The following is a 15,246-nucleotide window of genomic DNA, read 5'->3' on the forward strand; positions in this document are numbered from 1 at the left end:
AATAAAGGTTATCCATGAGCGATATTCATGAGCATAAGATACTGATCCTCGATTTTGGATCTCAGTACACCCAACTGATTGCCCGTCGTATCCGTGAAATTGGTGTTTACTGTGAGTTATGGGCATGGGATGTGACAGAAGCCCAAATTCGTGAGTTTGCCCCGAACGGCATTATCCTCGCGGGCGGCCCAGAAAGCGTGACTGCGGATAACTCTCCCCGCGCACCTGAATATGTGTTCAATGCTGGCGTACCTGTTCTTGGTATTTGCTATGGCATGCAAACCATGTCTGAACAGCTTGGCGGTAAAGTGATCCAAGGCGTGGGTGAAGGCGAATTTGGTTATGCCCAGATTGAAATGCTTGCCGAATCTGCCCTGTTTAAAGGTATTGAAGATGCCGTTAGCAGCGATGGCAAGTCTCTGCTGGATGTATGGATGAGCCATGGCGATAAAGTGTCGGCGATCCCAGAAGGCTTTGTGGCCGTAGCTAAAACCGATACTTGCCCATTTGCGGCCATGTCTTGTGAGGAAAAACGTTTCTACGGCGTACAGTTCCACCCTGAAGTAACCCATACCCGTCAAGGTATGCGTATGCTGTCGCACTTTGCCTTAGATATCTGTGGTTGTGCGGCCAACTGGAAACCTTCTTCAATCATCGAAGACTCCATCGAGCGCTTGAAAAAGCAAGTGGGTGACGATGAAGTGATTTTAGGTCTGTCTGGTGGTGTGGATTCATCTGTCGTGGCCATGCTGCTGCACCGCGCAATTGGTAAGAAGCTGACCTGCGTATTTGTTGATAACGGCTTACTGCGTTTAAACGAAGCGAAGCAAGTGATGGAAATGTTTGGCGACCACTTCGGTCTCAATATTGTCCATGTGGATGCGGAAAACCGCTTCCTTGACGCGCTGAAAGGCGAAGCCGATCCAGAAGCGAAACGTAAAATTATCGGCCGTGTATTCGTTGAAATTTTCGACGAAGAAGCCAAGAAATGCTTTAACGCTAAATGGTTAGCCCAAGGCACTATCTATCCAGACGTGATTGAATCTGCAGGTAGTGCAACTGGTAAAGCCCATGTGATTAAGTCGCACCATAACGTTGGCGGTCTGCCAGACGATATGGAGTTAGGTCTGGTTGAGCCACTGCGCGAACTCTTTAAAGACGAAGTGCGTAAGATTGGTCTCGAGTTAGGTCTGCCATACAACATGCTTTACCGCCACCCGTTCCCTGGCCCAGGCTTAGGCGTACGAGTACTTGGCGAAGTGAAGAAAGAATACTGTGATTTGCTGCGCCGCGCTGATGCGATTTTCATCGAAGAACTGCACAAAGCTGATCTTTATAACAAAGTCAGCCAAGCATTTACTGTGTTCTTACCGGTTCGCTCTGTGGGTGTGATGGGCGATGGCCGTAAATACGATTGGGTGGTGTCACTGCGTGCCGTTGAAACCATTGATTTTATGACCGCGCACTGGGCACATTTGCCATATGATTTCCTTGGCCGCGTATCAAACCGCATCATCAATGAAATCGACGGTATTTCCCGCGTAGTTTACGATATTTCAGGTAAGCCACCTGCAACCATCGAATGGGAATAATTGCTTGTCTTAATGGCATGATGAATTAACGAAAGGCGCCAAGTGCGCCTTTTTTATTGGTTATAGGTATAATTGCCCAAATTGTTGAATAAAGAGAATCCTTAAGTGGAGCAGACAAAACTGGACCCAAAAACCTTGCATGCGAAGACGCATAGCTCTGATGAACTTGGTTGTGATGAAGTGAGTGGTGGTGAGCAAACTTGTCCCAAGCAAGCGGCTCTTGAACAAGCTCAAGTAGATGAACATTGGATGCGGGTCGCGATGGCCATGGCTGAGAAGGCCGAGGCTGAAGGCGAGGTGCCAGTGGGGGCGGTGTTAGTAAAGGATGGGCAGCAAATCGCGACTGGGTATAATTTGTCTATCAGTCAGCATGATCCCTGTGCCCATGCTGAGATCCTCTGTTTGCGTGCCGCTGGGCAAACCGTTGAAAACTATCGACTCCTTGATGCGACCTTATATGTGACCCTCGAGCCTTGTGCCATGTGTGCTGGTGCTATGGTGCATAGCCGTATTGCTAGAGTGGTATTTGGAGCTCGGGATGAAAAAACGGGCGCCGCGGGCACCGTGCTTAATCTCTTGCAACATCCCGTTTTTAATCATCAAGTTGAGGTAACATCTGGCGTGTTAGCGCAGGATTGTGCCGACCAATTGAGCCGCTTTTTTAAACGTCGTCGGGAGGAAAAGAAGGCTTTAAAACAGGCTCAAAAGGCGCAGCAGGAGAGGATTTCTTAAGGACTAAATTGAGTTATTGTTTTGATTTAGTCTTGCGCTTGCAGAAAGGTAAAAAACAGTTTGTGACGATTCAGCACTCGGCGATGACGAATTTTAAGTAAAGTACGACGGCGAGACGCATTGTTATTGATGGTTTTTCTTCTCATATAGACCCCATTTCAATCTTGTTATTGTTTAAGTTAAGGCTACTTTGCTTGGGTTACCATTTTGGTTGAGAGACAATGGTTAACACTGCAATCATTTTTGTCTTTATTTGTCATTACGACAGTATCAGTAGAGATCTCAGGCGGCAATCCCCCCAGGATGCATCTGCTCTATAAAGCAGCATTTTTACCTCAAAGTGGCTTCACTTTAGCGTGTATTCACTTAATCTAAGATTAAAAGCTAAGGCTTATTCTGTTGGCGTTTCAACACTGTGGCGTAACTCAAACTATTTGGCAGATATTTGTTGGGCTACTTTGGCTTATCAGGGCTTAAGGTGCCAGATACTGGTGCGGGTGTATCTTCTGAAGCGAGATCGCTGGGTTCGACGTCATCACTATTTTGCTGTTGAGACTGATTATCGACCCAGACTAAGGTGTCGTAGTAGCGACGAATGCTATCCACATAATGCACGGCTTCACTACCGCGGGCGTAACCGTAGCGAGTCTTTTGGTAGTATTTGCGCTTTTGCAGCAGTGGTAACACCTTTTTAAGATCTCGCCACGCGTTGGGATTTAACTCCATAGATTCAGCAAGTTTACGGGCGTCTTCCACATGGGCATAACCGATATTGTAAGATGCCAGTGCAAACCACATGCGTTGACTCTCGGGAATCGACTCGGGTAAACGGTTGATCATATCCCGTAAATAGGCGGCGCCGCCGCGGATACTTTCTTCCGCATCGAGTCGGTTGGTGATGCCAATTTCTTTGGCGGTCGGTTGTGTCAACATCATCATACCGCGCACGCCAGTCGGTGAGCGGGCATTGGGATTCCAATGGGACTCTTGATAACTGGTTGCTGCTAATTTTCGCCAATCTAAGTCACCGGCGTGGGTTTCAAATAACTGGCGGTAGCGTGGTAACACGGTTTCGATGGCGCGTAGGAAGGCGCGGGTGTCGATATAATCGAAACGTTTAACATGGCCAAAATATTTTTCGTTTAGGTGATCGAGTGTGCCTGCTAATTTTTCTTGGTGCCAAAATGCTAGCAGTTGACTCATCAAACCATCGCTATGATTGGCGGGTAATAACCAGACTACGTCGAGCTTCTCTTCAAGTACTAATCCTGCGCGGAGATCGGGTAAGTAGCGGCGGTTTATTTGTACGCTACTGGAGTCGGCTATGGTGTAGTCAATTTCTTTATTGGCGATCATTGCCAGCAGTTCTTCGCTGTCTTTATCTGTCACTTGATCCCATACCAGCGTCGGATGGCGTTTCTGCAATTGAGTCAAGGTTTCGACAAATGCTGAGTCGGCAATAACAGTAATTTTACCTTTTAAATCAGTAATATCTTTTGGGGTAGGCATACCTTCACGGTAAACCAATACTTGATTAACCCGATAAAGAGGCGGGCCTAAACGGAATTGCTCGCGCCGTGTTGGGGTTTCTGTCATCCCTGCGGCGATGATATCAATCTCGTTTTTTTTCAGTGCTTCATAGAGCTCTACACGACTGGTATAGGGCACCATTTTTAAGGGGACATCGAGGTATTCGGCAAAGAGCACGGCCATATCATAATCGAAACCGCTGTTGCCTTGGCCCGAGGTCATATAAATTTGCGGGCCATAGAGCGTGCCAACTCTTAATTCGGTGAGTTTATGGGGGACGTATTCTGTTTCTTCCACGGTAACTTGCTGACAGGCAGTCAGTAAGAAACCCAAGATAGTCAAGAACAGAAATCGAGCCATTAAGTACACTTTATTAAATAAAATCAAAAAGATGAATAGTAGAAGGTCAGTGAGGTAACTAAGATAAACTAGCTGACATTGCTGTGATTATATCCGTTTGTCACCGATTACGTAAAAAAATCGTATCGAATGGTGTGCAAACCAAGAAAAAAGGTTTGCTTTTTATCTTATAGGAAACACTGTTTTGCGTAAGGTCACAGGTGATTTGTGACAGACATTTCCCTATAATAGCGCCATCTCTGACCCCTGCAATTATAAATATAAGGTGAATTGACGTGATGGAGATCATCCGCGGAGCCCCAGCACTCTCGACGTTTAGAGTGCAAAAGCTAATGGAGGCCTGCGTAAACGCTGCGCTTCCGGTACGCCAAATCTATGCTGAGTATGTTCATTTAGCGGATTTGAGCGAGTTGCTTGAGACCAATGAGCGCAAGCAACTTGAAAAAATTCTCACCTATGGACCTGCTATCGAAGCCCATACCCCCCAAGGTTCACTCCTGTTTGTTACTCCCCGCCCCGGCACAATTTCCCCATGGTCTTCAAAAGCTACTGATATCGCCCACAATTGTGGTCTAGGTAAGGTAAAGCGTTTGGAACGTGGTGTTGCCTATTATGTGGAGTCAGACACTTTGACTGCCGAGCAGCAACAAACCCTTAAAGGGTTATTGCACGACCGTATGGTTGAAGTGGTTCTTGACGATTTTGCAAAGGCCGATGTGCTGTTTAAACGCACTGAACCGGCGCCTTTCAAGAGTGTGAACGTGTTGGCTGAAGGTCGCCGAGCCCTTGAAGTGGCCAACGTCGAAATGGGTCTGGCGCTTGCTGAAGATGAAATCGATTATTTAGTCGAAAACTTTGTCCGTTTGAACCGCAATCCAAATGATATCGAACTGATGATGTTTGCTCAGGCCAACTCCGAGCACTGCCGTCACAAGATTTTTAACGCAGATTGGACAATTGATGGCGAGGCGCAGCCTAAGTCTCTGTTCAAGATGATTAAAAACACCTTTGAAACCACACCAGACCACGTGTTATCTGCCTATAAAGATAACGCCGCTGTGATGGAAGGTTCGGTTGCGGGACGTTTCTTCCCCGATCCAAACGGTGTTTATAGCTATCACACTGAACCAATGCACGTACTGATGAAAGTGGAAACCCACAACCATCCTACGGCAATCAGTCCATACCCTGGTGCGGCGACGGGTTCAGGTGGTGAGATCCGCGATGAAGGTGCAACCGGTCGTGGTTCTAAACCTAAAGCGGGTTTAACTGGCTTTAGCGTATCGAATTTAAAAATCCCAGGTTTTGTTCAACCTTGGGAAGGTAATTATGGTAAGCCGGAGCGCATCGTTAGCGCTCTGGATATTATGACCGAAGGCCCATTAGGCGGCGCCGCGTTTAACAACGAGTTTGGTCGTCCAGCCCTGTTAGGTTACTTCCGTACCTATGAGCAAGAAGTCTCTAGCCACAATGGCGTAGAAGTGCGTGGTTATCATAAGCCTATTATGTTAGCGGGTGGTTTAGGTAATATTCGCGAAGAGCATGTACAAAAAGGCGAAATCACCGTCGGTGCTAAGCTGATCGTACTCGGTGGCCCTGCGATGAACATCGGTCTGGGCGGCGGCGCGGCTTCTTCGATGGCGTCAGGTCAATCGAGCGAAGATTTAGACTTTGCGTCAGTACAGCGTGAAAACCCAGAAATGGAGCGCCGCTGTCAGGAAGTGATCGACCGCTGCTGGCAGTTAGGCGATAAAAACCCAATCCAATTTATCCATGATGTGGGCGCGGGTGGTTTATCTAACGCATTCCCTGAGTTAGTGAATGATGGCGGCCGTGGTGGTATCTTCAATCTGCGCAATGTGCCATCGGACGAGCCGGGCATGAGCCCGCTGGAGATCTGGTGTAACGAATCGCAGGAACGTTATGTACTTTCGGTTGCTGCCGAAGACTTGCCTTTATTTACTGCAATTTGTGAGCGTGAGCGCGCACCGTTTGCGGTAGTGGGCGAGGCGACGCAAGAGCAGCATTTAACCCTAGCCGACAGCCATTTCGATAACAATCCCATCGATTTACCACTCGAGGTGTTATTAGGTAAAGCACCTAAGATGAGCCGTAATGTGGTGTCTAAAAAGGCGGTTTCACCTGCACTTGAGCAAAGCAATATCGATATTAAAGATGCGGTTAAACGCATTCTTAGCTTGCCAACAGTGGCGGACAAAACCTTCCTGATCACTATTGGTGACCGCACGGTAACGGGTCTAGTGAACCGTGACCAAATGGTTGGCCCATGGCAGGTGCCAGTGGCTGACTGCGCGGTAACGGCGGCAAGCTTTGACACCTACGCCGGTGAAGCCATGTCACTGGGTGAACGTACGCCGCTGGCACTGCTCGATTTTGGCGCCTCTGCCCGTATGGCGGTGGCCGAATCGATTATGAACATCGCGGGTGCGGATATTGGTTCGTTCAAACGTATCAAACTGTCGGCTAACTGGATGTCGGCCGCAGGTCACCCTGGCGAAGATGCGGGTCTTTATGAAGCGGTTAAGGCCGTCGGTGAAGAGCTGTGTCCAGAACTTAGCCTGACCATTCCTGTCGGTAAAGACTCCATGTCGATGAAAACCGCATGGCAGCAAGATGGTGTGAATAAAACCGTGACATCACCAATGTCATTGGTTATCACGGCCTTTGGTGTGGTGCAGGATATTCGTAATACCGTGACGCCAGAGCTGCGCAGCGATAAAGGTGAAACCTCTTTATTGCTAGTTGATTTGGGCGCGGGCCAAAACCGCTTAGGCGGTTCTTGTTTAGCGCAGGTTTACGGTGAGTTAGGCGATGTCGCACCAGACTTAGACGATGCTGCACTGTTACGTGGTTTCTTCGAAACCATGCAAAAGCTGGTGGCTAATAAGTTAGTGATTGCTTACCACGATCGTAGCGATGGTGGTTTATTCACGACCTTGGTGGAAATGGCCTTTGCGGGTAACACTGGCTTAGACATTGATATAGAAGATCTACAGGGCACTGATTTAGAAATACTCTTTAATGAAGAGCTTGGCGCTGTGCTGCAAGTGAGCCGCGATAACGCTGCCAAAATCGCCGCTCAGTTTGCCATCGCTGGCGTACCTTGCCATGTGATCGGAACGCTAGCCGATGATCAACGCATCACCATTAAAGAGGGTGAGCGTGAAGTGTTCAGTGAAACCCGTGTTGCACTGCGCACTGTGTGGTCAGAAACCACTTACCGTATGCAAGCGCTGCGTGATAACCCAGCCTGTGCATTAGAAGAATTTAAGCTTAAGCAGGATGAAACTGACTTAGGTTTAACGGTTAAGTTAAGCTTTGACCCGAGTGAAGACGTTGCTGCGCCTTATATCCTCAAAGGTGCAGCACCTAAAATGGCAATCCTGCGTGAGCAGGGCGTAAACTCCCATGTTGAAATGGCTGCTGCGTTTGATCGCGCAGGGTTTGAAAGCCGCGACGTGCATATGTCTGACATTCTGTCAGGCCGCATAAGCCTCGAAGAGTTCCAAGGTCTGGTGGCCTGTGGTGGCTTCTCCTACGGTGACGTATTAGGTGCCGGTGAAGGTTGGGCTAAGTCGATTCTGTTTAACGAGCGTGCCCGCGATGAGTTTTCACGTTTCTTTGAACGTGACTCAAGCTTTGCGCTCGGCGTGTGTAACGGCTGTCAAATGCTGTCAAATCTGAAGGAAATTATTCCTGGTAGCGAGCATTGGCCACGTTTCGTGCGTAACCGTTCAGAGCGTTTTGAAGCACGTTTCAGCTTGGTTGAAGTGCAACAAAGTCCGTCATTGTTCTTCCAAGGTATGGCGGGTTCACGTATGCCAATCGCTGTTTCCCACGGTGAAGGACATGCTGAGTTTGCTAGTGCACAGGCGCTGGCCTTAGCTGAGGCCTCTGGTACTATCGCGCTGCGTTTTGTGAATGGTAAAGGTGAAATTGCCACCCAATACCCACAAAACCCGAACGGTTCGCCAAACGGTTTAACCGGTATCTGTACTACCGATGGCCGTGTGACCCTGATGATGCCACACCCTGAACGTGTATTTAGAACGGTTGCGAACTCTTGGCACCCAGATAACTGGGGTGAAGACAGCCCATGGATGCGCATGTTCCGCAATGCGCGAGTCAACTTAGGCTAAGGTTTTTATTGAGAAAACCACGACTTAAGTGAGCAAAAAAAGGAGCGAAATTTTTCGCTCCTTTTTTATATATAAAACGCATCTTTTAAAAAGATAAGGTATTTTAAGATCTTAGTCTTACATTTGTTAAATCTAATAAAATGAAGTTTAAAAATATCAATTTTAAAGACTAATTACCCCTTAATAAGTAGTTCACACAAGTGAAACAAAATTGACTTGCCTTAATTTAGTCGCTGTACTTGCCTGTATTCTCGAGAGATAAAAACAAAAAGCCCCCAACTCATCGAGAAGGGGGCTCGTTTTGCGCTAACAAAACTTCAAATCAAATCAGTATTATTTCAGAGTAAGCGGTGAACGATTACAGCTCACGAGCTGTATAAAGTTCAACAAAAACACGCTTATAGCTGTTAACCAGACGTTCAAATAAGTTTGTCATATCTCTTTCTCCACACCAAAGTTATACCTATGTGCGCGGAGTTTGGCTTGCCTGGGGCACTTCACCAGTCACATCAAACCGTCTCCTTAACACAGGAGATATATTAACCAGTTCAATCTATCTTCTCAAACGAGAAAAAGTACATTTAACAATTAGAAAAACTAATCAATACATGTGGTGATTTTATTGTTTTAAGTTGTTTTGATTTTGTATATGTTTGAATTTAATTATGTATTTTTAGTTTCCTCAAATCGAATAGATAATGTTTTATTAGTGTGAATATTGTTTTTAATTTGTTTTTATTGGTTTTTGGTGCTTGTGGCGCAGTTTCGTGCTCAAACAGTCAAAAATGGACTTTTTAATTCAGTATGAATTGCTCTCTACCCCATAATTATGACTCTGTCAACTGTGGGTAAAAGTGAAGTGTGTGCCCCGTAGCAAAACCCATCTAAAGCCCTGAGTTTGATTGATTTGAATCAAAGGCGGGTGGTATAAAATACTCACAAATGAAAGCGATTAAATATCTTAACTATCTGATATTTATATCGATGGGATCATTTGTAGGATTGGGTGGTGAGGTGGAAGTCTCAAAGCCGAGCGATAGTGTGACTAGGGTCTCAGTATGCGAGGAAAAAGGGGATTTTTAAGCCTTGCTGCTTCGATGTAATGAAAAAGATGAAATTTAACGGTTTATACTGAATCCAGCTATAAACACAAAATGAAAACTCACTATCCTACAAAGGCACTTGCTACGAATGGCTCAAGTAGTCGTAGCAATTGGACGCACCACGTAAGGAGTCACCGATGATTGTTGAAGAGGTTGTTGAGCTATCACGGTTGCAGTTTGCGCTGACAGCCATGTATCACTTCCTGTTTGTTCCCTTAACCTTGGGGTTAGCATTTTTGCTGGCTATCATGGAATCACTCTATGTGATGACGGATAAACAAATTTATAAAGATATGACTAAGTTCTGGGGTAAGTTGTTTGGTATCAACTTTGCCTTGGGTGTTTCAACGGGGTTAGCGATGGAATTCCAGTTTGGTACTAACTGGTCTTACTATTCGCACTATGTGGGCGACATCTTTGGTGCACCACTGGCCATTGAAGGATTAATGGCATTCTTCTTAGAATCGACCTTCGTGGGTATGTTCTTCTTCGGTTGGGATCGTTTCTCTAAGCGTCAACATTTAGCGACAACCTGGTTGGTCGCCTTTGGTTCCAACTTCTCCGCATTGTGGATCTTGGTGGCAAACGGTTGGATGCAGAACCCTGTGGGTAGCGTGTTCAATTACGAAACCATGCGTATGGAAATGACCAGCTTTGCTGATGTTATCTTCAACCCTGTTGCACAGGTGAAGTTTGTTCACACTGTGGCTTCTGGCTATGTGACTGGCGCAATGTTCGTATTAGCGATCAGCTCTTACTACATTCTGAAGAAACGTGACTTACCTTTTGCTCGTCGTTCATTTGCGATTGCAGCCAGCTTTGGTATGGCGTCTATCCTGTCTGTTATCGTTCTGGGTGACGAATCAGGCTATAAAGTGGGTGAAGCGCAGCGCGTTAAGTTAGCGGCAATTGAAGCTGAGTGGCACACAGAGCCAGCTCCTGCAGCCTTTACTGCAGTTGGTTTCCCAAATCAAGAAACCATGCACACCGATTTCGCGGTGAAGATCCCTTACGCTATGGGTATCGTGGCAACACGTTCTTTAGATGAAGAAGTGACTGGTCTACGTGACTTAGTGGCTGAACACGAAGTACGTATCCGCAACGGTATGAAAGCTTACGAGATGCTGGTGAAACTGCGCGCTGGTGATAAGTCTCCAGAGTTACGTGAAGCGTTCGAAGCGGCGAAAGTTGACTTAGGTTATGGCTTACTACTGAAGCGTTACACCGACAATGTTGTAGACGCGACTGAAGAGCAAATCAAAGCGGCTGCGAAGGATTCTATTCCAAATGTGGCGCCGATTTTCTGGAGCTTCCGCGTGATGGTTGGCTTAGGCTTTGTGATGTTGTTTGTGTTCGCGGCGGCCTTCTGGCAAAGCACACGTCATCAGATCGAAGAGAAGAAATGGGTTCTTAAAGCAGCACTCTTTAGCTTGCCATTACCTTGGATTGCGATCGAGTGTGGTTGGTTTGTGGCTGAATATGGCCGTCAACCTTGGACCATCTCTGAGGTACTGCCGACCTTTATGTCTGCTTCGAGTTTAACGACTGGGGACCTGTGGTTCAGTATTCTTTCGATTTCACTGTTCTACACTGTGCTGCTGGTGATCGAGATATTCTTGATGCTTAAGTTTGCCCGTCTTGGCCCTAGCAGTTTAAAGACTGGTCGTTATCACTTCGAGAAACTAGAAGCCTAAGCAGAGGATTTCATTATGTTTGATTATGAAATATTGAGAGTTATCTGGTGGGCTCTGATCGGCGTACTGTTCATCGGATTTGCGGTCACTGACGGTTTTGACATGGGCGTGGGTGCACTTTTACCGATTATCGGTAAAGACGATACTGAGCGCCGTATTATGGTCAACACTATTGCCCCCCATTGGGACGGTAACCAAGTATGGTTAATCACCGCAGGTGGTGCCTTATTTGCGGCATGGCCTATGGTGTATGCAGTGTCTTTCTCTGGCTTCTATGTGGCCATGATGTTAGTGCTGTTTGCCTTGTACACTCGTCCAGTTGGATTTGACTATCGCTCTAAGATTGAAAATCCAAAATGGCGTAAATCGTGGGACTGGGCCTTGTTCTGTGGTGGCTTTATTCCACCGTTGATCATCGGTGTAGCCTTCGGTAACTTACTCCAAGGCGTGCCATTTAACTTCGATGAGTTCCTGCGTGCGACTTATCACGGTGGTTTATTTGGCCTGTTGAACCCATTCGGTTTACTGGCGGGCTTAGTGAGCGTGAGCATGTTTATGATGCAAGGCGCTGCTTGGCTGCAAATGAAAACCGACGGTGAGCTGCGTGTACGTGCCGCGAATGCGACTCAGCTATGTGCACTGTTAGTGGCAGTATTATTTGCCGCTGCGGGTGTGTGGTTAGCCAATGGTATTGATGGTTATGTTATCACTTCAACCCTTGACCACCATGCATTGTCAAACCCAACGCTGAAAACCGTAGCCGTTGAGTCTGGCGCTTGGTTAGCTAACTACGATAAGTATCCTATTACTATGCTATTCCCAGTATTAGGTGTGGCATTACCACTGTTAGTGATTGTGGTGAGTCGCTTAAATCGTTCAGGTTTCGCATTCTTATTTAGCTCGCTGACTGTGGCGATGGTGATCTTAACTTGTGGTGCAGCAATGTTCCCATTCGTTATGCCATCTTCATTAGATCCTAACGTGAGCTTAACCATGTGGGATGCGACTGCGAGTGAAATGACATTAACTGTGATGACTTGGGCGGCGATTATCTTTGTTCCAATCGTGTTAAGTTACACTGTATGGACTTACTTCAAGATGTTTGGTCGTTTAAACCGCAAACATATTGAAGATAACAAAGCCTCACTCTATTAGAATTAAGGAGCATCTACTATGTGGTATTTCACGTGGATATTAGGGGTTTTGTTAGCCTGTTCCTTTGGTGTGATCAACGCCCTGTGGCTTGAAAACACTGAGAATATGGACCGCTCAAGCGATGACGCTGAGTAATCGCTAAACTCCAACAGCGTAAATCATCTAAAACCCTGCATCTGCAGGGTTTTTTATTGGAATAAAAAATACCAGTACGCTAATCCTAAACACGCTGCTTATTCGCATGCATAGACAATAAGCCTGTTTAAGGAGGAAAGATTATGACTGAAATTATCGATAGCAGGGATAAGTCTGTGCTGTTGAAAATGGTTAAATCAATCGTAACAACATGAGAGGCAAAGTTTCTATTGCGTGCTGATGTGTTAGGGGATCAGCGGTTGGAGGGATGCTAGGTAATGTCGGAGTTTGATGTTACCTAAACGAACGAGAATGCCGCAGAAACGTTAGTCAAACATTGCCCAAACAGGCGTCTAGCTCGTTCGCTATTTGTCACTTGCTGTGTGAGGAGAGTAACGGCACATTGCTGCGCGTTTTACGAGGTCGAAATGGCTAGAGCGAACAACATCTTGCCTCAATACATCAACTAAGCTTTGATAAAGTGATAAAAAAATACCGCCCTGTTGGGCGGCATTAAAGCGTGGGGCTTAATTTTAGCTGTATTGGTTAAGCCTTAAACTGGCTAATTTGCTGCTTAAGCGCGACGGCGAGGGAAGATAACTCATTTGCTGAGTTTACTGTTTCAGCCGCTCTATGCTCTCCTTCATTGGCAAGCTCACTAATTTGATGCAGATTATGGGTGATCTCTTGGGCAACACTGCTTTGTTGCTCAGTCGCAGAAGCAATATTGCGCGAGCTAATCGCAAGTTCTCCAATCCTGCGGGTAATTTCCTCAAGTTGTTTGCCTGTTTCTTCCCCTTGATTTGCCGATGCAATACCCAGTTGATGGCTTTGCGACATTTGGTTTGTTGTCGTTTTAACTTGGCTTTGAAGCTTATCGATTGTTTGACCAATTTCCAAAATCGATGATTGCGTCCGTTGAGCTAAAGTTCGAACTTCATCTGCGACCACGGCAAAACCACGCCCTTGTTCACCAGCTCTGGCCGCTTCAATGGCTGCGTTGAGAGCAAGTAGGTTGGTTTGCTCGGCAATACTGTTAATCACTTCTGTAACTTTGCTGATCGCTTCACTTTCTTGGCTAACTTTCTCTACGGCTTGGTGACTTTGACTAAGTTGTTGGCTTAATTTAAGTAGGTCTTGTACTAAGCGTACTTGTTGCTGTTGACCTTCTTTCGCGGCGATATCGACCTGTTGGCTTTGAGTTGCACCCTCTTGAGCGTGATTTGCTACATCGCGGATTGAAGTGGACATTTCCTCAATTGCCGTAGCAATTTGATCCGTTTGCTGCATCAACGCTTGAGCTTCTTCGCCATTTTGTTTGGCAATACGCTGCGCTTTTGATGCCTGCTGTTCAATACTCTGCACCGAAGCTTGCAAGGCACTGATTAATTGACGCAGTTCCGATGACATAGTGGAAACACTTGTGGTGATCTTATCGACTTCGTTTTGACTACCTAAAGCTGATGCGGGGAGGTGGTGACTAAAGTCTCCTGAACCTAAGATTTCCATATGGTGTTGGAGTGTGTGCAAAGGCTTGAGTGAGCGCAGTAGCACTAAGGACAGTAGTACGGTAATTAACACTATGCCTGAGACGGCCACAATGGCATTAATCGTCAATAAGAGAAGGCTTTCTTCATTTAATTCATTTGCGTTAACTTGACCAATCAGCATCCAGTTCCAACCGTTAACACTTTGACTGTAAGCAAACATCGGTTGGTTTTTGCTGTTGCTATAACGCCATTCAGCTTGATCTTGGGTGGCTTGGCTGAGGGTTAAGCCATCAAGCATAGACTCTGTCACAGGTTCGCCAGTATTAAATTTGGGATGAGCGACGAGAACGTTGTCTATCTTACGCATTAATAGGAAATGGCCAGTTTCTTCTAGAGTGATTTTATTCACCGCATCTTGTAATTGAGTTAAGGATTGCGTGATTTCAAAACCGATATATAAGATCCCAATCACTTTTCCTTGGAGATCCTTAATGGGTCGATAGACGGTCATGTAGTCTTTACCAAAAAGTTTGGCGTAACCTTCATAAACCTCGCCCTTGATTAAGGTCGGATAACCTGGATGGGTTTTACCTAAAAAGGTACCTAAGGCGCGGCTGCCATCGGGTTTTTTAAGGGAGGTTGCAATACGAACAAAATCATCTCCAGCGAGAGCAAAGACCGTAGCGGTGCCACCTGTGAGGTTAGCAAAACGGTCAACTTTACTCTTTGAAGAGTTGATTTGTTCTTTTTCATGTAGCAATGCAGGCGTGTTTACGCCAAGTACATTGACCGTTTTATCCAAGATACTGAATTGACCAGGATACATTTCTTTAAATACATCGGCATTGCGTCTTGCTAGTTGCAACAAGCTATCGTATTGAAGCTCAAGCATATCGGATACAGCGTGCATTTCGGCTTTCATGGCACTAATGCCTTTGTCCTCGAGCACATTTGAAGCGGATTTATAGGAAAGAGTACTGAGTATACAGAAAATAATAAGGGTAAGGGCAAACGCGAGAGCACCGATCTGTTTTGCAATAGGCCAATTTTTATAGTTCATTCTGCGATCCTATAGGGTAAAGGTTAACGCTAATGTAACCTAACTTTTACGTCATGGTCTTGATATGGGTCTAAGATTTTCTATTATTTATAGATAGTTCGCTGACATATTGCCAATTCCTACCACGATAACCTTGCTTTATTTTAGCGGATAGGAATATAGCACTTTGCGATAGGGAATGCGGTCTAGAGTGATAAGTTTTGGGGTAAATGGATGACTTCCCATGGCTTATCGC

Annotated in this window: 8 protein-coding genes; 6 read left to right on the forward strand and 2 right to left on the reverse strand. The window is 46.1% G+C overall.

All coding sequences use genetic code 11. The annotated features are described in order from the left end of the window. The first annotated feature begins 14 nt into the window (after positions 1-14). Both guaA and tadA read left to right on the forward strand, forming a co-directional pair. Positions 15-1,592, forward strand: coding sequence for a glutamine-hydrolyzing GMP synthase (guaA, locus tag JM642_RS06335; RefSeq protein ID WP_203433181.1), 1,578 nt, complete (start codon positions 15-17; stop codon positions 1,590-1,592). A gap of 180 nt (positions 1,593-1,772) precedes the next feature. Further along, the gene (gene tadA, locus JM642_RS06340; RefSeq protein ID WP_275403231.1) at positions 1,773-2,324 is read left to right on the forward strand and encodes a tRNA adenosine(34) deaminase TadA; all 552 of its coding nucleotides are present in this window, start codon (positions 1,773-1,775) and stop codon (positions 2,322-2,324) included. Between the two features lie 453 nt (positions 2,325-2,777). Here tadA and mltF read toward each other — a convergent pair whose 3' ends face one another. Continuing rightward, complete coding sequence (gene mltF / locus JM642_RS06345) at positions 2,778-4,214, reverse strand: membrane-bound lytic murein transglycosylase MltF (RefSeq protein ID WP_037420663.1); 1,437 nt, start codon at positions 4,212-4,214, stop codon at positions 2,778-2,780. A 278-nt stretch (positions 4,215-4,492) separates the two neighbouring features. On the opposite strand from mltF, the gene purL reads away from it, so the two are divergent. The 4 genes from purL to cydX all read left to right on the forward strand — a co-directional run bounded on the left by purL (position 4,493) and on the right by cydX (position 12,461). After that, entirely contained in the window at positions 4,493-8,374 is a 3,882-nt protein-coding gene (gene purL / locus JM642_RS06350; protein ID WP_203433749.1) for a phosphoribosylformylglycinamidine synthase, read from the forward strand. Positions 8,375-9,614: 1,240 nt separating this feature from the next. Continuing rightward, a complete protein-coding gene (locus JM642_RS06355; protein WP_088212036.1) occupies positions 9,615-11,171 on the forward strand; it encodes a cytochrome ubiquinol oxidase subunit I in 1,557 nt (518 codons plus the stop codon). Positions 11,172-11,186: 15 nt separating this feature from the next. Next, the gene (gene cydB / locus JM642_RS06360; RefSeq protein WP_037420654.1) at positions 11,187-12,326 is read left to right on the forward strand and encodes a cytochrome d ubiquinol oxidase subunit II; all 1,140 of its coding nucleotides are present in this window, start codon (positions 11,187-11,189) and stop codon (positions 12,324-12,326) included. A gap of 18 nt (positions 12,327-12,344) precedes the next feature. After that, positions 12,345-12,461, forward strand: a complete 117-nt coding sequence (gene cydX, locus JM642_RS06365; RefSeq protein WP_011622029.1) for a cytochrome bd-I oxidase subunit CydX — start codon at positions 12,345-12,347, stop codon at positions 12,459-12,461. 546 nt (positions 12,462-13,007) lie between these two features. Here the strand turns inward: cydX and JM642_RS06370 are convergent. After that, positions 13,008-15,011, reverse strand: coding sequence for a Cache 3/Cache 2 fusion domain-containing protein (locus JM642_RS06370; RefSeq protein ID WP_037420650.1), 2,004 nt, complete (start codon positions 15,009-15,011; stop codon positions 13,008-13,010). Between the last annotated feature and the right edge of the window lie 235 nt (positions 15,012-15,246).

It is taken from the genome of Shewanella sp. LZH-2, from assembly GCF_016859145.1.
Taxonomy (GTDB): Bacteria; Pseudomonadota; Gammaproteobacteria; order Enterobacterales; family Shewanellaceae; genus Shewanella; species Shewanella xiamenensis.

Coding starts and splice junctions, on each gene's coding strand:
- cydB (WP_037420654.1), top strand. CDS start 11,187: ATGTTTGATTATGAAATATTGAGAGTTATCTGGTGGGCTCTGATCGGC.
- purL (WP_203433749.1), top strand. CDS start 4,493: ATGGAGATCATCCGCGGAGCCCCAGCACTCTCGACGTTTAGAGTGCAA.
- mltF (WP_037420663.1), bottom strand. CDS start 4,214: ATGGCTCGATTTCTGTTCTTGACTATCTTGGGTTTCTTACTGACTGCC.
- cydX (WP_011622029.1), top strand. CDS start 12,345: ATGTGGTATTTCACGTGGATATTAGGGGTTTTGTTAGCCTGTTCCTTT.
- guaA (WP_203433181.1), top strand. CDS start 15: ATGAGCGATATTCATGAGCATAAGATACTGATCCTCGATTTTGGATCT.
- JM642_RS06370 (WP_037420650.1), bottom strand. CDS start 15,011: ATGAACTATAAAAATTGGCCTATTGCAAAACAGATCGGTGCTCTCGCG.
- JM642_RS06355 (WP_088212036.1), top strand. CDS start 9,615: ATGATTGTTGAAGAGGTTGTTGAGCTATCACGGTTGCAGTTTGCGCTG.